This window comes from Amycolatopsis kentuckyensis, assembly GCF_002155975.1.
Lineage (GTDB): Bacteria > Actinomycetota > Actinomycetes > Mycobacteriales > Pseudonocardiaceae > Amycolatopsis > Amycolatopsis kentuckyensis.
This window is the reverse complement of sequence record NZ_MUMI01000224.1, coordinates 1-17,984: the sequence shown is the minus strand read 5'-3', so window position 1 is coordinate 17,984 and position 17,984 is coordinate 1. Positions and strand designations below refer to the sequence as shown.

Sequence of the window (17,984 nt, the reverse complement as noted above, 5' to 3'; positions counted from 1 at the left end):
GGCCGGTGAGTCGTCAGAGGTCCCCGAGGGCGGTGACCGGCGACTCCACGCAGTCGGCGACGAACCGCAGGAACCCGCCCGCCGTGCCACCGTCGCAGACGCGGTGGTCGAAGGCCAGCGTCAGCTCGCAGATCTTCCGCGCCACCAGCGCGCCGTCGACGACCCACGGCCGGTCGATGATCCGGCCGATGCCGAGGATGGCCGCCTCGGGGTGGTTGATGATCGCGGCCGAGCCGTCGACGCCGAAGACGCCGTAGTTGTTGACGGTGAAGGTGCCGCCGGTCAGCTCGGCGGGGGTGAGCTTGCCCTCCCGCGCGGTGCGGGCGCGGTCGCCGATCGCCGCCGACAGGTCCCGCGTGGACAACGCCCCGGCGTCCCGCACCACCGGCACGACCAGGCCGCGGTCGGTCTGCGCGGCGAACCCGAGGTGGATGTCGTCCAGCAGCACGATCTCGTCGCCTTCGACGCGCGAGTTCAGCTCGGGATACCGGCGAAGACCCGCGACGGCGAACCGGGCGATCAGGCCGAGCAGGCTGACCGGCCGGTCCGTCCCGGCGTTCAGCGCCGCCCGCGCGGCGACCAGCCCGGTCGCGTCGACGTCCACCCAGACCGTGGCCTCGGGGATTTCGCGCCGGGACGTCGTCAGCTTGTCGGCGACGGCCTTGCGCACCCCGGTCAGCGGGATGCGCTTGCCCTTCGCGACGGGCTTCTTCAGCGCCGCTTCGACGTCGGCGCGGCGGATGATCCCGTCGGGACCGCTGGGGGTGACCTTCGCGAGGTCGATCCCGTTGTCCGCCGCCAGCTTCCGGACGAACGGCGAGATCACGCCGGGCGCCTGCTTCGGCCGCGTGGGCGGGGTGGTGCTCACCGGGCGCCGCGCGCGCTTGCGCCGCGTCGCCGGCGCGGTGCCGTAGCCGATGAGCACGTTTCCGCTGCCGGACGACGTCGTGACGCCGGGCTCGGCGAACCCGCCGACGCTCAGCAGCGGGGCGCCGACGGGCAGCAGCTGACCGGGCTCGCCGTGCAGCGCGGACACCACGCCGGCGAACGGCACCGGCACCTCGACCGCCGCCTTCGCCGTTTCGACCTCGACGACGACCTGGTCGACGTCGACGGTGTCGCCGACCTTGACCCGCCAGTCCACGATCGCCGCCTCGGTCAGGCCTTCGCCGAGGTCCGGCAGCAGGAAGTCAGGCACCGGCCACCACCGGCGTGTCGTCCCACTGCAGGCGCGCGATCGTGTCGAGGATCCGGTCGACGTCCGGCAGCTGGTGGCGCTCGAGCTTCGGCGCCGGGTACGGGATGTCGAGCCCGGTGACCCGCAGGACGGGCGCGTGCAGCTGGTGGAAGCACTGTTCGGTGACGCGTGCGACGACCTCGGCGCCGTACCCGCCGAAGCCGGCGGCCTCGTGCACGACGACGGCCCGGCCGGTGCGACGGACCGAAGCCGTGACGGTCTCGTCGTCGAACGGCGACAGCGAGCGCAGGTCGACGACCTCGACGTCCCAGCCCTCGGCCTTCGCCGCTTCCGCGGTTTCCAGTGCGGTGGCGACCATCGGGCCGTACGCGATGAGCGTGACGTCCTTGCCGTGGCGGCGGACCAGGGCCTGGTCCATGGCCGGGCCGGAGCGGGTGAAGGTGACCTCTTCGCTCGACCAGTACCGGCACTTCGGCTCGAGGAAGACGACCGGGTCGGGCGACTCGATGGCGTCGCGAAGCAGGTCGTAGGCGTCCTGCGCGGTGCCCGGCGTCACCACGCGCAGGCCCGGCGTGTGCGTGTAGTAGGCCTCGCTGGAGTCGCAGTGGTGCTCGACGCCGCCGATGCCGCCGGCGTAGGGCACGCGGATGACCATCGGCAGCGAGAGCGCGCCGCGGGTGCGGTTGCGCAGCTTCGCCACGTGCGAGGTGATCTGTTCGAAGGCCGGGTAGGCGAAGGCGTCGAACTGCATCTCGACGACCGGGCGGAACCCGCCCATGGCCATCCCGACCGCGAACCCGACGATGCCGGATTCGGCGAGCGGGGTGTCGAAGCAGCGGTCCTCGCCGAAGTCGGCGGTGATGCCGTCGGTGACGCGGAAGACGCCGCCGAGGGTGCCGACGTCCTCGCCGAAGACGAGAACGCGGTCGTCGTCCTTGAGGGCGTCGCGCAGGGCCGCGTTGAGGGCCTGCGCCATGGTGGTCGTCATCAGGCCTCCAGTTCGGCTTTGAGGGCCGCCCGCTGGGCTTGGAGCTGGCGGGTCGGTTCGGCGTAGACGTGGTCGAACAGCGACATCGGGTCGAGCTCGGGTTCGGCGTTCAGGGTGTCGCGGACGGACTGGGCGAACACCTCGGCATCGGCCGCGAACCGGGCGATTTCGTTGTCTTGCAGGAGGTTCTGGTCCTTGAGGAAGGTTTCGAGCCGCTTGAGCGGGTCCGCTTCGCGCCACTCCGCGACTTCTTCGGCGTCGCGGTAGCGGGTGGCGTCGTCGGCGTTGGTGTGGGCGTCGATGCGGTAGGTGTGGGCCTCGACGAGGACCGGCCCCTTGCCTTCGCGCGCGTGCTTCACGGCGTCGTCGAGGACGGCCAGCACGGCGACGGCGTCGTTGCCGTCGACCTGCTCGGAGCGCATGCCATAGCCGACACCCTTGTACGCCAGCGCGGCGGCGGCGCTCTGCTTCTCGAAGGGCACCGAGATGGCGAAGCGGTTGTTCTGCACGAAGAAGACGACGGGCGCCTTGAAGACGGCCGCGAAGTTGAGCGCCTCGTGGAAGTCGCCTTCGCTGGTGGCGCCGTCCCCGATGAGCGCGAGCGCGACGGCGTCTTCGCCGCGTCGCTGCATGGCGTGCGCGAGCCCGGCGGCGTGCAGCGTCTGCGTCGCGAGCGGAGTGCACTGGGGCGCTACGCGCGTCTCGACCGGGTTGTAGCCGCAGTGCGCGTCGCCGCGAAGGAGCGTCAGCACTTCGCCGGGCTTCAGGCCGCGAGCGACGAGGGCGACGGAGTCGCGGTACGTCGGGAAGATCCAGTCCTGGGTTTCGAGCGCGAGCGCCGCGGCGACCTGACAGGCTTCCTGGCCGGCGCTGGACGGGTAGACGGCGAGGCGGCCCTGCTTGGTGAGCGCGGTCGCCTGCACGTCGAACCGGCGGCCCAGCACCATCAGCCGGTAGGCCTCCTTGAGCCGCTCGCCCGCGGGTTCGCCGTACCCGCCGTGCGCGTCGGCACGGCTTCCGTCTTCGGCGACGAACCGCACGGGGGTAGCGGACGGCAGCAGGGTTTCCGCAGCCATGAAGCACACCACCTCTCCCAGACATATGATGCTGAAATGGTGGTTCGCGGCGGCGTTGTGTTCAAGGGTTGGCGGAAATGAGCGACAAACGGTCTCCTTCGGCAGCCCGCGGTGACCAAACGTCCAGCGGTGTCCTGGCTCACGGGGGTCTGCCGGGACGAACGGTCCCGGCCCTCGACGACGTCGACCGGGCGATGCTGGCGGAGCTGTCCGCGGACGGCCGCCTGGCGGTGCGCGCGCTGGCGGAAAAGCTCCACATCTCGCGGACGAACGCGTACGCGCGGTTGGAGCGGTTGCTGGCGGAGGGGGTGATCACGGGCTTCGGCGCGCGGATCGACCCGCGCCGGGCGGGCCTGGGCACGTCGGCGTACATCATGGTGACGGTGGAGCAGACGTCCTGGCGCACGATGGCGACGGACCTGCACGAGATCCCGTACGTGGACCACGTGGCGCTGGTGGGCGGCGACTTCGACATCCTGCTGCTGGTCCGGACGCCGGACAACTCGACCCTGCGGGACGTCGTCCTGGAGCGGTTGCAGGCGTTGGAGGGGGTGCGGTCGACGCGGACGTGGCTGATCTTCGAGGAGCTGCCGGGCTCGGTGCTGAGCTGAGGCGCGCTCAGCCGAACGTCCAGTCCAAGACCGCCTGCCCCTCCTCGACGGCTCCGCCGGCCGCGCGGTAGGTCGCCTTCGCGGGGGCGTTGTCCCCCTCCGTGACGACCCACATGCCGTAGCACCCGCGCTCGCGCGCCAGTTCCGCGAGCGCCGTCACCAACGACCGGCCGATGCCCTGCCCGCGGAAGCCGTCGTCGACGCCCAGTTCGTACAGGAACATCTCGGTGCCCTTGTCCGGGTGGGTCATCTCCACGCCGGTCACCATGCCCGCCGGCACTCCGTCCACGTACGCGACCAGCAGGTGGTGGCCTTCGGCGGCGAGGAAGCGCTCGGCGGCGTCCGGGCGCGGGGGATCGTCGAACAGGTGCCCGGCCGCCAGCAGCGGGCCGAGCGAACCGACACGGCGGATGTCCATGGGGCAAAACCCTTGCCCGTCAGTGCCCTTGACCGCAAGAGGATTACCCGTTAAGCGTGGCCCCGCCACCGAGCGACTCTTAGTTTATGTCGAGAATTAACAGGCGCTCCAAACAATCGAAACTCTTGACTGCCTCCCCGTCGCCCGGTGAGGATCGGCCGGTCCGCCGTTCATCGCAGAATGGACCAGACCCATGGCCAGTAGATCCCGCGCGTGGTCTCGCGCGCGCCGAAGTTCGCTCGTCACGCTGATGAGCCTGAGCCTGCTGGGCGGGGTCGCCCAGGCGACGCCGGCCCAAGCCGACACCCCGCAGCCCGTGATCGGGCAGCCCGCCAAGGACAAGGACGGCTGCGCCCGGATCGAGAAGAGCCTCCCGACCCTCGCGGACTGGCCGAAGGTCGACAGCCGGTTCAAGGGGAAGGCCGGCGACGAGCAGCGGATCGCCGAGATCCTCAAGGGCATGACCCTGGAGGAAAAAGTCGGGCAGATGACGCAGCCCGAGATCGCCGCCATCACCCCCGACGAGGTCCGCCAGTACGCCATCGGCTCGGTCCTCAACGGCGGCGGCTCGTGGCCCGGCGGGAAGAAGTACGCCACCCAGCAGGACTGGCTGAACCTCGCCGACTCCTTCTGGAACGCCTCCAAGACAAGCCGCACGAAGATCCCGGTGATCTGGGGCATCGACGCCGTGCACGGCAACAACAACGTCTACGGCGCCACCGTCTTCCCGCACAACATCGGCCTCGGCGCCGCGCACGACCCGTGCCTGGTCCGGGACGTCGCCGGCGCCACCGCCCGGCAGATCCGCGCCACCGGCCAGGACTGGGCCTTCTCGCCCACCCTCGCCGTCGTCCAGGACGACCGCTGGGGCCGCACCTACGAGGGCTTCTCCGAGGATCCGCGCATCACGCGCTCCTACGGCTTCGAAGCCATCAACGGTCTCCAAGACGGCGCCACCAAGCGCATCGGCTACAACGGCGTCATCGCCACCGCCAAGCACTTCATCGGCGACGGCGGCACGATCAACGGCCAGGACCAGGGCGTCAACCCTTCGTCCGAAGCGGACATGATCAACATCCACGGCCAGGGCTACTACGGCGCGCTCGCCGCCGGTTCCCAGACCGTGATGGTGTCGTTCAACAGCTGGACCAACGCCGACCTCGGGATCAACGAGGGCAAGCTGCACGGCAGCGACAAGGCGCTGAACCAGATCCTCAAGGGCAAGATGGGCTTCGACGGCCTCGTCGTGTCCGACTGGAACGGCATCGGCCAGGTCACCGGCTGCGCGAACTCCTCGTGCCCGCAGGCGATCAACGCCGGCATCGACATCGTGATGGTGCCGAACGACTGGAAGGCGTTCATCACCAACACCGTCGCCCAGGTGCAGAGCGGCCAGATCCCGATGTCCCGGATCGACGACGCCGTCACCCGCATCCTGCGCGTCAAGCTGCGTGACGGCCTGTTCGAGTCGCAGAAGCCGTCCGACCGCTCCTACGCGAACTCCGACGAGGCGCTGAAGGACAACTGGCTGGCCCGCGACGCCGTCCGCGAGTCGCAGACGCTGCTGAAGAACAACGGCAACGTGCTGCCGCTCAAGCCGGCGTCGAAGGTCCTGGTGGTCGGCAAGAGCGCCGACAACATCACCAACCAGACCGGCGGCTGGACGCTCAGCTGGCAGGGCACCGGCAACACGAACGCCGACTTCCCCAACGCCACGTCGATCCTGACCGGCATCAAGCAGAACCTGGGCGACGCGAACGTCACCTTCGACGCCACGGGGAACGTCGACCCGAAGGGCTTCGACGCGGTCATCGCGGTCATCGGCGAGACGCCGTACGCCGAGGGTGTCGGCGACCTGACCCGCAAGTCGCTCGAAGCGGCGCGGCTCTACCCCGAGGACCTGGCCGTACTGGACAAGGTCAGCGGCAAGGGCACCCCGGTCGTCACCGTGTACGTCGGCGGCCGCCCGCTGTACATGAACAAGGAGATCAACCGCTCCGACGCGTTCGTGGCGGCGTGGCTGCCCGGCACCGAGGGCGGCGGCGTCGCGGACATGCTGGTCAAGGGCAAGGACGGCACGGGCTACCAGGGCACGCTTTCGTATTCGTGGCCGAAGAGCGCGTGCCAGTCGCCGCTCAACCCGTGGTCGCCGGGCTACGACCCGCTGTTCAAGCTGGGTTACGGCCTCAAGTCCGGGCAGCGCGCCACGGTCGGGCCGCTCGACGAGACGACCGGGCCGGCGTCGTGCACCTCGACCGGTGGCGGCGGAACCGCGACCGAGGACCTGTCGATCTTCGACCGCACCGACGTCCCGCCGTACACCAGCCAGATCGGCTCGGCGGAGAACTGGGGCGGCACGGTGATCGGCCCGGACGGCACGGCGGCGCACACCGAGATCAACGTCGTCCCGACGGACGTCAACGTGCAGGGCGACGGCCTGAAGGCGACCTGGACCGGAGCCGGCGCGGCCCAGCTGTACATGCAGAACACGGCGGGCACGAACGACCTGCGCGGCTACCTCAACGCGGACGCGGCCCTGGAGTTCGACACGACCGTGCAGCAGGCCCCGGCCAACCGGACGGTGATCAGCATGCACTGCGTGTACCCGTGCTTCAGCGAGGTGAACGCGACCAAGCTGTTCACGGACCTGGCGGGCGGCCCGAAGACGACGGTGAAGATCCCGGTGTCCTGCTTCGACAACGGACTGGACTTCGAGCACATCAACACCCCGTTCCTGGTGTACACGGACGGCGCGTTCCAGGCCTCGTTCGCGAACGTGCGGTGGGTGCCGAAGGGAGCCCTGGATCCGGACGCGAGAACCTGTTCGAGCTTGACCTGACGGCGACCGGGCCGGGAGCGAACTCCGCTCCCGGCCCGGTTCGCGTCGGCGGCAGGTGCGCGGCCAGCCCGGCCAGCACCCCGCTGCAGCCCCGCCTCGAAGAGCCGGTCCTGACGGTCGTCCGTGTGCCAGGTCTCCGCCTCGGCCATCACCCTCGCAAGGCGCAGGCACCGACGTGACGGTCACCCGCCTGCACCCGCTACGCCGACACGACCCGGCAGGCCACGACCTACCGGCGGGGCTCGGTCCGGACGGGCTCCACGCGGCACTGTCCAGGTGGCCCGAAACGCCTGGAACGGCGGCGCCAAGCGCCGCCAGTATGGAGCGATGACCTCCGAAGCGAACACCCTCGCCGACGAACTCCTCCACCTCCTGGGCACCTGGTCCCCGCTGGAAGCGACCCTCGTGGGGATTCCCGGGCACGACGCCCACCTGCCCGATCCGAGCGAAGCCGGCCACGCGCGCCTGCGTGCCGATGCCGCGGACGTCCTGGCGCGGGCCCGCGCTTCCGCTGATCCCGACCACGTGACACTGGGCGTCGTCGTCCAGCAGGCCGAAGTGCTGATCACCCAGATCGACGCCCGCGTCGTGGAGTTCACCGTCGCCGATCCGATGTTCGCCGTCGGCGTGTCGCTCCTGACCTTCCTGCCGCAGCTCGAGCCCGTCGGCGAGCAGGCCGAAGAAGACTTCCTGGCCCGGCTGGCCGCCTTCCCCGCCTTCTACGAGGCGCTCGCCGGACGCCAGCGTGCCGGGCGGCGGCCGGTGGACCGGATGGCGCACGACGCGGTCGCGTTCCTGGACCGGTTCCTGGCGCAGGACGCGCTCTTCCCGCACCGGCTCACCGGGGACCGCGGTGCGCGCCGCGACCGGCTGGTGGCCGAGGTCGTGCGCCCGGCGCTGGCCCGCTACCGCGAGTTCGTCGCCACCGAGGTGGCCGGGCGCGGCCGGTCCGACGACGAGCCCGGCCTCTGCTGGCTCGAAGACGGCGAAGCGCACTACGCCGCCCTGGCGCGCATGCACACCACCACCGACCTCACCCCCGCCGAGCTGCACCAGCTGGGCCTCGACGTGCTCGCGGAGCTCGAAGCCGAGTACGCCGAACTCGGCGGCAGCGTGTTCGGGCTGACCGACCCGGCCGAGGTGCGGCGACGGCTGCGCAGCGACGAGAGCCTCCGGTGGCGCGATGCCGAGGAAATGCTCGAAACCGCCCGGGACGCCGTCGCCCGCGCGACCGCCGCCGCGCCGGGCTGGTTCCCGAAGGTGCCGAAGGCCCAGTGCGTCGTGAAGGCCGTGCCGGAAGCCGAAGCGCCGGTCGCCCCGGCCGCCTACTACATGCCGCCCGCGCTCGACGGCTCGCGGCCGGGCGTCTACTTCACCAACACCCACGAGGTGCGCACGCGCGACCGGTTCATCGCCGAGACCGTCGCCTTCCACGAGGCCGTGCCCGGGCACCACTTCGCCGAATCGCTGGCCCAGGAGCTGCCCGAGCTGCCGCAGCTGCGGCGGATCGCGCTGATCACCGCCTACGACGAAGGCTGGGCGCTCTACACCGAGCGGCTCGCCGACGAGATGGGCCTGTTCTCCGACGACGTCATGCGGCTCGGCATGGTGGCCGAGGACTCGGTCCGCGCGGCCCGGCTGGTCGTCGACACCGGCGTGCACGCGCTGCGCTGGACCCGGCAGCAGTGCGTCGAATTCCTGCGCGCGCACACCGTCCTCAGCGAGGTCGAGGTCCAGTCCGAGACGGACCGGTACATCGAGACCCCGGGCCAGGCACTGGCCTATCTGACCGGACGGCGGGAAATCCAGCGCCTGCGCCGGTTCGCCGCGGAAACCCTCGGGGATTCCTTCGACCTCGGTGAATTCCACGGTGTCGTGCTGGGCGGCGGGAAGCTGCCGCTGAAGGTGCTGGACGACGTCGTCCGGGCGTGGGTCCGCGAGCGCCGGGCGGCGTAGGATGGTTCCCATGGCCGGCAAGCGAAAAGCCGTGGTCGCGGCGCTGGCGGTCGCCGGGCTGTGCGCCGGCGCCGCCGGCCCGATTCCGCCGGAAACCGCCGTGCGACACGACAATCCGCGCAGTCCCGCCGAGGTCGACCGCCATTGGACCCCCGACCGCGTCCGGCAGGCGGAGGAAAACATGCGCCACCGGACGGGTCCCGCGGATTAGGCGTATCTGCGCCGGTTCTCCCGTCCTCCTCTCGGTGAGCGAATCCGCGACACCGGGGGGAAAGAAATGAACCGCGACCGCCCGTACGAAGATTTCGCGACGCTCGAACTCCGGCGCAGCCAGGTCCTGGACCGGGTCGAGCGGTTGAGCCTGCGGGAACGCGAGATCCTCGTCCTGCTCGGCCACGGCCTGTCCAACCGCGGGATCGCCCGCCGGCTCGGCATCAGCGAACGCACGGTGAAGTTCCACGTCAGCAACGTGCTGATCAAGCTGCGCGTCGAATCCCGGTTGCAGGCCGGCTCGATCGCCTCGCTGCTGATCGCCCGGCCGGAGCCGCCCGGCGACGCCTGAACGGCGCAACTCCAAGGTCCAGTGTCGCCGCCCGGCACCGCGGCGGAAGGCTGGCATCCGGGCGGGATCGCCGCCGCCGCAGGGAAACCAGGAGGTGCCGACGTGAGAAGGACCCGATGGGCCGGGGGAATCGCCGCCGTCGTGGTGCTCGGGGGCATGTTCGTCCCCGGCACGGCGCAGGCCGCGCCACCGGCGTCCGCCGCCGCCGTTCACCGGTCGGCCGCACCCGAAAAGGACGTCCTGAGCCACTGGACGCCCGAGCGGATGCGCGCCGCCAAACCGGCGACCGGGCCGGCGAAGAGCCGGTCGGCCGGGCCGCAGACCCACGCCTTGCCCGCCCAGTCCGCACCGGGTGTTTCCGGGCCGCTGGCCGGGAAACCGGACGCGACCGCGTCCCGGCTCGCCGCGGTCAGCCAGTCGCAGGTGTGGAGCAGCCACGGGCAGATGCCGGCGACGACCGTCGGCAAGCTCTACTACGACAAGCCCGACGGCCCCTACGAGTGCACCGCGAGCGTCGTCAGTTCGGCCAACCGCAGCCTCGTCTGGACGGCCGGGCACTGCGTCTCCGACGGCGACGGCCACTGGTTCGACAACTGGATCTTCGTCCCGGACTACGCCGGCAGCGGTGAACCGCTGGGCCGGTGGAGCTGGAAGTCCGTGTCGACCCCGAACGGCTACCTGAACGACGGCGACCACGACTACGACCTCGCGGCCATCAGCATGTGGCCGCGCAACGGCACCAACGTCGCCGACGTGACCGGGTCCCAGGGCTACAAGTTCGGCCAGGGCTACGACTGGTCCGTCTACGAGTTCGGCTACCCGTACGACACGCACCCGGCCCGCACCGGCATCACCGGGCAGCAGCTGCGCTACTGCACCGGGACGACCTGGCGCCCCGGGATCTGGCCGTTCCAGCCCGACCAGCTGGGCATCCACTGCGACCAGGGCCACGGCGCCAGCGGCGGGCCCTGGCTCGACGACCTGCAGCTCGGCCGGGGCTGGGGGTACCTGGTGGGCAACGTGAGCTACCACCCCGACGACGGCTCCGACGAGGAGCGCAGCCCGTACCTCGGGGACGCGGCCATCAACGTCTACAACGCCCAGCAGGCCGCCTGACCCACGCCCCGCCACCGCGGCCCGCGGTGGCGGGGCCCCAAGGTGTGAAGATCCGGTCAGGATGCGGTGGGAACGGTGTCAGGACGCCTACCCTCGACGCCGTGTGCGCACGTGTACTGGTCGCGGAGGACGACGAGAAGCAGGCCGAGGTCCTCCGGCTCTACCTCGAAAGCGAAGGCCACACCGTGGTGCTGGCCCCCGACGGCCGGGCGGCGCTCGACGAGGCCCGGCGCGACCGGCCCGACCTGCTGGTCCTCGACGTGATGATGCCGAAGGTCGACGGCCTCGACGTCTGCCGGATCCTGCGGCAGGAGTCCGACGTCGCCGTGCTGATGCTCACCGCCCGCGCCACCGAGGACGACCTGCTGCTCGGCCTCGACCTCGGCGCCGACGACTACCTGACCAAGCCGTACAGCCCGCGCGAGCTGATGGCCCGGGTCCGGACGCTGCTGCGGCGCACCGCCGGCCGCCGCGAGCCGCCCGACACCGCCTTGCGCGCCGGTGGGCTGCGGCTCGACCCGGTGCGGCACGAGGTTTCGGTCGGCGGCCGCCCGGTCGAGACGACCCCCGGCGAGTTTCTGCTGCTGGAGACGCTGATCCGGCAGCCGGGCCGGGTGTTCACCCGCCGCCAGCTGCTCGAACTGACCCGCGGCGACGACCGGTTCGTCAGCACCCGGATCATCGACGTCCACGTGCTCAACCTGCGCAAGAAGCTCGAACCGGACCCGCAGAAGCCCGTCTACCTGCGGACCGTCTTCGGCGTCGGCTACAAGCTCACCCCCGAAGATGGGGCGTAGCTTCCCGAGGCGGCGCAGTCTCGTCGTCCGGCTCACCGCCGTCTCGCTGCTCATCGCGCTCGCCTCCATCGCGGCCACCGCGTGGCTCGCCGTGCAGACCACGACCCGCGCGATCCAGCAGGAGCAGGGGCAGGCCCTCTCCGGCGACGCGACGATCTACACCGAACTGCTCGGCTTCGCCGCGGCGAACCACACGTGGGCCCAGGTCGGCCCCCGGCTGCGGGCGCTGTCGGAGCAGACCGGCCGCCGGGTCGTGCTGACCACCCTCGACCGGCACGTGCTCGGCGACTCCGGCGGCGCGCCGGTCACCCTGCCGGTCAAGGCGACCGCGTCGGTCGACCCGCTGCACGTGGACCCGGTGCTGCTGCCCGAGGCCGGGACGAGCGGCATCGACCCCCGCGCGACCGGCCCGTTCAAGCTGCCGCCGCCCGAGCACCAGGAGCTCACCAGCCTGGCCACCAAGGCCGCCGCCTGCCTCGCCTCGCTCGGCCTGCCCAGCCAGGTGCGCGACTCGCCGAGCGGGCGGCCGCTGCTCACCGGGCTCGAGCCGCTGTCCGCCCGCTACTACGCGAGCAAATGCCTGCTCTTCGAGCTGGCCGAGCCGACGCCGACCGAGCAGGCCGCGCTCACCAGCCTGAACGACGCCGTCAACCGCTGTCTCCAGAGCCAGAACGCCGAGCCCGTGAAGCTGGGGCTCGACCTGGAAGCCCTCGGCGTCCCCGACCCGCGGCCGATCCAGGGCTGCCTCGACGCGGCCCGCCGGGAGCAGCTCACGCCGTACGTCGCGCCGCCCGCGCTGCTGTTCACCCTCGGCCCGGGCGGCTCGCCGCTGCCGACGTTCACGCTGTCCCGGGAGAACCTCACCCGGATCCTCGCGGTCACCGGCGGCGTGCTGGTGCTGGCCGTCGCGCTCACCGCGCTCGTCGCGCGGCGGCTGTCCCGCCCGCTGCGGGCCCTGACCGAGGCCGCGCAGCAGGACCGGCCGGCGCCGGTGAAGTCCCGCGACGAGGTCGGCTACCTCGCCGCCGCGTTCAATGACCTCACGGCCCGGCGCGAACGCATCGAGGAACAGCGGAAGGCAATGGTCAGCGACATCGCCCACGAGCTGCGCAACCCGCTCAACGTCATCCGCGGCCGGCTGGAGGCCGCCGAAGACGGGCACCTGCCGTTCGACCGGGCCCTGTCCGCGTCGCTGCTCGAAGAGACCGTGCTGCTGCAGCACATCGTCGACGACCTGCAGGACCTCGCGGCGGCCGACGCGGGCCAGTTGCGCCTGCACCCGGAGCTCCTCGACGCCGCGGAGCTGGCCGGCCACGTCGCCGCGGCGCTCGCCGACCGCGCCGCCGCGGCCGGGGTCACGCTCACCGTGAACGCCACCGGCGACTGCGCGCTGGAGGCCGACCCGGTGCGGCTGCGGCAGGTCGTCGGCAACCTGGTCACGAACGCGATCCGGCACACGCCGTCCGGCGGCCGGGTGACGATCCACGTCTCGTCCACTGTGGACGAGGTGACGCTGGCCGTGGCGGACACCGGGACCGGCATCGCCGCCGAGGACCTGCCGCACGTGTTCGACCGGTTCTGGCGGGCGGAGAAGTCCCGCAGCCGCCAGACCGGCGGCAGCGGGCTCGGCCTCGCCATCGTGCGCCACCTCGTGCAGGCCCACGACGGGACGGTGGTCGCGGAGTCCGCAGTGGACACCGGATCGACGTTCACCGTCCGGCTGCCGGTGTCCTACAGGGGCAGGCCGGCGTAGTTCTCGGCCAGCTCGGTCTTCGCGGCCGGCGACGTCACCGTGCGGTGCAGCTGGGCGAGCTGGAGCTGGGCGTCGAAGTCGTCGCCGTGGCGGTGCAGCATCGACGTCATCCACCAGGAGAAGTGCGTGCAGCGCCAGACCCGCCGCAACGCCGTGTCCGAGTAGGCGTCCACGAGTTCGTCGTTACCGCGGAAGGCCGCCGTCAGCGCCCGGGCCAGCAGCGCGACGTCCGCGACCGCCAGGTTCAGCCCCTTCGCCCCGGTGGGCGGCACGATGTGCGCCGCATCGCCGGCCAGGTAGAGGTTCCCGTGCCGCATCGGGGTCGTCACGAAACTGCGCATCGGGAGCACGCTCTTCTCGGTGATCGTCCCGGTTTCCAGGGTCCACCCCGGGACGCCGAGCCGTTCGGACAGCGCCGTCCAGATCCGGTCGTCGCTCCACTCCGCGAGGTCTTCGTCCGGCGCGACCTGCAGGTAGAACCGGCTCACCCGCGGCGAGCGCATGCTGTGCATCGCGAACCCGTCGGGGTGCCAGGCGTAGATCAGCTCGTCGGTGGACGGCGCGACGTCGGCCAGCACGCCCAGCCAGGCGAACGGGTAGGCCCGCTCCCAGACCCGCGGCCCGGGGATCGACGCACGGCTCGGCCCGTGGAAGCCGTCGCAGCCGACGACGACGTCCGCGTCGATCCGCCGGGCCGCCCCGGAATCGTCCACAAAGGTCACCGACGGCTGCCCGGTGACGTCGTGCAGCGTGACGTCGGAGGCCGAGTAGTACGCCGGGCGGCCGGCCTTTTCCCGGGCCGCCATCAGGTCCTTGGTCACCTCGGTCTGCCCGTAGACGGTCACCGACCGGCCGATGAGGTCGGTGAAGTCGATGTGGTGCCGCTCGCCCGGCGACTGCAGGTGGATGCCGCGGTGTTCCATGCCCTCGACGTCGAGCCGGGCGCCGAGGCCGACGTCCCGCAGGAGTTCCACCGTCCCCGCCTCGAGGATGCCGGCGCGGATGCGCGCCTGGACGTATTCGGCGGTCTGCCGTTCGAGCAGCACCGAGTCGATGCCTTCGAGCCCGAGCAGATGGGACAGCAGCAGCCCGGCCGGGCCGGCGCCGACGATGACGACCTGGGTGCGCACTGGAGGGGTCCTTTCCCGCGACAGAGCCCGAGCATGGATCGGCGGCCCGGCCCGCCACCACGCCATTCTCATTCAGTGAGAGGAATTCCCCATCGCCCGCGAAATGCCCCGCGCCGCGGCCTGCAGCACGGGGATCTGCGACCGCGCGCTCCGGTCGTTCGGGACGATCACCGACAGCGCCGCGACGACGTCCCCACCGGGCCCCCGCAGCGGGACGGCGATGCCCGTGGTCTCTTCGTCGATGAAGCCGGCGCAGAACGCGTAGCCGGTGCGCCGGACGTCGGCGAGGAACCGGCGCAGCCGCGCGGGCTCGGTCAGCGTCGTGCGGCGGAAGGCCTGAAGCGGGCCGGCCAGCACCTGTTCCTGCAGGTCGACGGGCGCATGGGCGAGCAGCACGAGCCCGGACGACGACGCGTGCAGCGGCAGCCGCCCGGCCACCCGCGTCACGTTGAGCGTCGCCTCGGGCGCCGAAAGCCGCTCGACGAACAGCACCTCGCGGTCTTCCAGCACGGCGAGCTGGGTGTGGTGCCCGACGACGGCGTGCAGGTCCTCCATGAACGGCATCGCGGCTTCGCGCAGCCCCAGGGTCGGCGAAGCGCGGGACGCCAGCTCCCACAGCCGCACGCCGACGCGTACCCGCCGATCGGGGTCGCGCCGCAGCCACCCGTGCCCGACCAGCTCTTCTACCAACCGCGACGCCGTGGCGACGGGCAGGTCCGCTTTGCGGGCGATGTCGGTGACGCGCAGCGCCGGCGCGTCCGGTCCGAAGGTCTCGAAGATGCGGACGACGCGGCTCAGCACGGACTCCCCCTGCGCCGGCTTGACCACGTCGGACAGTGTGCCCCACCCGGGCGGCGGGGCACACCGTCCGGCGTCACGGCAGGGCGTTCAGGAACGGCTCGTGGCTGTTCTGGAACTCCCAGCTGTAGTACTTGTCCCAGTTGATCGACCAGGTCATCAGCCCGCGGAAGGCGGGCGAGGTGCCGCCGCGCAGGGTGTACGAGCCACAGCCACTGCCCTTGACCAGGCAGTTCACCGCCGTCTGGACGTCGGCGGGCGAGGTGTAGCCGTTGCCCGCGCTGACGGCGGCGGGCAGTCCGATCGCGATCTGGTCCGACCGCAGGCCGGGGAAGAACTGCCCGGTGCCGGCCACGGTGAAGCCGGCCTTGAGCATGTCGGTCATGGCGATGTGGAACTCGGGGCCGCCCATGGTGTGGTACTGGTTGTCGAGCCCCATGACCGGGCCGGAGTTGTAGTCCTGGACGTGCAGGACGGTGAGCGAGTCCCGCAGCGCGTGGATCACCGGCAGGTAGGCGCCGGTCCGCGCGTCACCGGCACCCGAGCCGCCGTAGAACTGGTAGCCGACCTGCACGAAGAAGGTCTCCGGCGCCATCGTGAGCACGAACCCCGAGCCGTACTTGGCTTTGAGCGTCTTGAGCGCGGAGATCAGGTTGACGACGACGGGCGTGGTCGGGTTCCGGAAGTCGGTGTCCCCGGCGTTGAGCGAGAGCGAGTGGCCCTCGAAGTCGACGTCGAGGCCGTTGAGGCCGTACTTGTCGATGATGGCGGAGACGGAGCTGACGAACTTGTCCCGCGCGGCGGTGGTGGTGAGCTGGACCTGGCCGTTCTGCCCGCCGATGGAGATGAGGACCTTCTTGCCCTGCGCTTGCTTGGCCTTGATGGCGGCGACGAAGTCGGCGTCGCTCTCGACGTTCGGGCATTCGGTGGCGGGGCAGCGGGTGAAGCGGATGTCCCCGGACGTGACGGAAGTGGGTTCCCCGAAGGCGAGATCGATGATGTCCCAGGCCGCGGGGACATCGGCCATCCGCACATAGCCGGAGCCGTTGGCGAAGCTGGTGTGCAGGTAGCCGACGAGGGCGTGCTTGGGCAGGCCGGTGTCGACGCAGCCACTGGTGCTCCCGGTGGCGGCGGAGCTGCGCGGTGATTCACCGGCACTGTTGTAAGCGGCAACGGTGTAGGTGTGGGTCGTGCAGGCGGCAAGGCCCCCGATGGTGGCACTCGTGCCGGCGACCGTGGCGACGACGGCGGCGCCTTCGTAGACGCGGTACCCGGTGACGGTCCCACTGCTCGCACCCCAGGCAAGGGCAATGGAGTCGTTCGTGACGGCGGTCGTCTGCGGCGTGCCGGGCGAGGTGGGAGTACCGGGCGTGTTCCCACCGGGGCCATCGAGGACGACGTCGTCGGCGTAGTAGGTACCGGCGCCGTACCAGCCGTGGAGGTAGAGCTGGGCGGAGGTCTGGTTACCGGTGGTGAAGGTCAGTTGCAGCTGGTTGTAGCTCCCGTTGCCCGACCACGTCGACGGGCCCCCGGTGATCCCGAGGTAGACGGGATTCCCCCGCACCCAGGCGGAAACGGTGTAGGTGGTGTTCGCCCGAACGGCGACGGTCTGCGAGCACTGGGCGTAATCAGCACCGACGGGCGTGGCCCCGAGGGCATAGCCGCCGGAGTGAACGGGAGTGGTCACGGCGGCACCGTTGGCACAGGTCCACCCGGAGAGAGAGCCGGCTTCGAACCCGGGATTGACGAGAAGGTTCGCGGCCTCGGCGGGGACGGCGAGTAGCCCGGAGAGGGCAAGCAGCAAGGCGGCGAGAATTGCGGACAGTCGGGAACGCCTCATCGGGTCCTCCAGTCGGGGAGGCCCTCATTGTCTGGACCAATACGCAAGTTGTCCAGACCAAAAGGAGGGTTCAGGGGACGGGCGCGCCGCGCAGGCGAGCCGACCGTGCGAAGCACGGGCGCCAACCGAGGCAACCTGCCGGACGAACCCAGCCAGAAAGCGACGCACGGTCACGAAGCAAGCCCCCGCCCACACCCCCCTGCCGACCCGATACGCAGCCGCCTCAGCGGCCGTCACGCCGTGTCAAGGCACGCTTTCCCGCCTTGACACGGCGTGACGGCCGTTGAACAATCCGGCGCCCGGGTCGGTGGAACCACGAACAGCGCGACGCAGTACCCACTAGCTTGGCCACCACCAGCGCACCCTCAACACCCCACCAGCGACTCGGCCGCCAACAGCGCCTCAACTCCCACCAGCAACTCGGCCGCCAACTACGCGCCCTCAACACCCACCAGCAACTTGGTCACCAACAGCGCGCCCCTCAACACCCCACCAGCCCACTCGGCCACCACCAGCGCGCGTCTCAACACCCGACCAGCAACAGCGCCTCAACACCCGACCAGCAACTTGGCCACCAACCGGGTCCGAGCCGCCCGCGGCCGATCAATCACCTGAACGCTCCGCCACCCAGCCGGAACCTGATCCGCCAGCAACCCCTCCCGCCACTTCCCCACCCGCCGCACATGCCGGGCAAACGACCGCGCCCGCACCACCCGCCCGCGGCTCAGCTGCCCGGCCAGCGCGACCTCCGCCGGCACATCGAGGAACAGCAGCCGCACCGATCGCCCGCTCACCACCCCGACCAGCGCGAGCAACGCCCGGGTCGAGGCCCGCGTCGACGGCTCGTGGACCACCACCGGCCCGTCCTCCCCGATCGCGTGCCCGACGATCCGCGCCCGGTG

15 protein-coding genes and 1 pseudogene are annotated in these 17,984 nt (G+C 71.2%); 8 read left to right on the top strand and 8 right to left on the bottom strand.

The window, feature by feature from the left end; all coding sequences use genetic code 11:
* Positions 1-13: 13 nt before the first annotated feature.
* The 3 genes from CCN39_RS22120 to pdhA are packed head-to-tail and all read right to left on the bottom strand — an operon-like array spanning position 14 to position 3,262.
* Entirely contained in the window at positions 14-1,198 is a 1,185-nt protein-coding gene (locus tag CCN39_RS22120; protein ID WP_086844882.1) for a dihydrolipoamide acetyltransferase family protein, read from the bottom strand.
* Positions 1,191-2,186: an alpha-ketoacid dehydrogenase subunit beta gene (locus tag CCN39_RS22115; protein WP_086844880.1), complete on the bottom strand. Its 996-nt coding sequence runs from the start codon at positions 2,184-2,186 to the stop codon at positions 1,191-1,193. The genes CCN39_RS22120 and CCN39_RS22115 overlap by 8 nt, the downstream gene beginning before the upstream one ends.
* Positions 2,186-3,262, bottom strand: coding sequence for a pyruvate dehydrogenase (acetyl-transferring) E1 component subunit alpha (pdhA, locus tag CCN39_RS22110; RefSeq protein ID WP_167455144.1), 1,077 nt, complete (start codon positions 3,260-3,262; stop codon positions 2,186-2,188). Before pdhA ends, CCN39_RS22115 begins: the two co-directional genes overlap by 1 nt.
* Positions 3,263-3,396: 134 nt before the next feature.
* On the opposite strand from pdhA, the gene CCN39_RS22105 reads away from it, so the two are divergent.
* Complete coding sequence (locus CCN39_RS22105) at positions 3,397-3,873, top strand: Lrp/AsnC ligand binding domain-containing protein (RefSeq protein ID WP_086844883.1); 477 nt, start codon at positions 3,397-3,399, stop codon at positions 3,871-3,873.
* A 7-nt stretch (positions 3,874-3,880) separates the two neighbouring features.
* On the opposite strand, the gene CCN39_RS22100 is transcribed toward CCN39_RS22105, so the two are convergent.
* Positions 3,881-4,291, bottom strand: a complete 411-nt coding sequence (locus CCN39_RS22100) for a GNAT family N-acetyltransferase (protein ID WP_086844878.1) — start codon at positions 4,289-4,291, stop codon at positions 3,881-3,883.
* Between the two features lie 250 nt (positions 4,292-4,541).
* On the opposite strand from CCN39_RS22100, the gene CCN39_RS22095 reads away from it, so the two are divergent.
* From CCN39_RS22095 to CCN39_RS22065, 7 genes are all read left to right on the top strand, one after another.
* Positions 4,542-7,130, top strand: a complete 2,589-nt coding sequence (locus CCN39_RS22095) for a glycoside hydrolase family 3 protein (RefSeq protein WP_086844876.1) — start codon at positions 4,542-4,544, stop codon at positions 7,128-7,130.
* A gap of 327 nt (positions 7,131-7,457) precedes the next feature.
* Positions 7,458-9,086 (top strand): DUF885 domain-containing protein, encoded by a 1,629-nt coding sequence (locus CCN39_RS22090; RefSeq protein WP_086844874.1) that lies wholly within the window; start codon positions 7,458-7,460, stop codon positions 9,084-9,086.
* Positions 9,087-9,096: 10 nt separating this feature from the next.
* Positions 9,097-9,297, top strand: a complete 201-nt coding sequence (locus CCN39_RS22085) for a hypothetical protein (RefSeq protein WP_086844872.1) — start codon at positions 9,097-9,099, stop codon at positions 9,295-9,297.
* A 66-nt stretch (positions 9,298-9,363) separates the two neighbouring features.
* Positions 9,364-9,648 (top strand): helix-turn-helix domain-containing protein, encoded by a 285-nt coding sequence (locus tag CCN39_RS22080; RefSeq protein ID WP_086844871.1) that lies wholly within the window; start codon positions 9,364-9,366, stop codon positions 9,646-9,648.
* 102 nt (positions 9,649-9,750) lie between these two features.
* Positions 9,751-10,764 carry a trypsin-like serine peptidase gene (locus CCN39_RS22075; RefSeq protein WP_143264110.1) on the top strand — a complete coding sequence of 338 codons (1,014 nt, stop codon included), beginning with the start codon at positions 9,751-9,753 and terminating at the stop codon, positions 10,762-10,764.
* 101 nt (positions 10,765-10,865) lie between these two features.
* Positions 10,866-11,561, top strand: coding sequence for a response regulator transcription factor (locus tag CCN39_RS22070; protein WP_086844867.1), 696 nt, complete (start codon positions 10,866-10,868; stop codon positions 11,559-11,561).
* Positions 11,551-13,314, top strand: a complete 1,764-nt coding sequence (locus CCN39_RS22065) for a sensor histidine kinase (RefSeq protein ID WP_086844865.1) — start codon at positions 11,551-11,553, stop codon at positions 13,312-13,314. Before CCN39_RS22070 ends, CCN39_RS22065 begins: the two co-directional genes overlap by 11 nt.
* Here CCN39_RS22065 and CCN39_RS22060 read toward each other — a convergent pair.
* From CCN39_RS22060 to CCN39_RS22045, 4 genes and pseudogenes are all read right to left on the bottom strand, one after another.
* Positions 13,293-14,444, bottom strand: coding sequence for a 4-hydroxybenzoate 3-monooxygenase (locus tag CCN39_RS22060; protein WP_086844863.1), 1,152 nt, complete (start codon positions 14,442-14,444; stop codon positions 13,293-13,295). The two genes, CCN39_RS22065 and CCN39_RS22060, sit on opposite strands and share 22 nt — an antisense overlap.
* Before the next feature lie 72 nt (positions 14,445-14,516).
* Complete coding sequence (locus tag CCN39_RS22055; RefSeq protein ID WP_086844861.1) at positions 14,517-15,272, bottom strand: IclR family transcriptional regulator; 756 nt, start codon at positions 15,270-15,272, stop codon at positions 14,517-14,519.
* Positions 15,273-15,318: 46 nt separating this feature from the next.
* Positions 15,319-17,082 (bottom strand): chitinase, encoded by a 1,764-nt coding sequence (locus CCN39_RS22050; RefSeq protein WP_086844859.1) that lies wholly within the window; start codon positions 17,080-17,082, stop codon positions 15,319-15,321.
* Between the two features lie 548 nt (positions 17,083-17,630).
* Positions 17,631-17,984: pseudogene (locus CCN39_RS22045) on the bottom strand (AAA family ATPase); the annotation flags it as partial.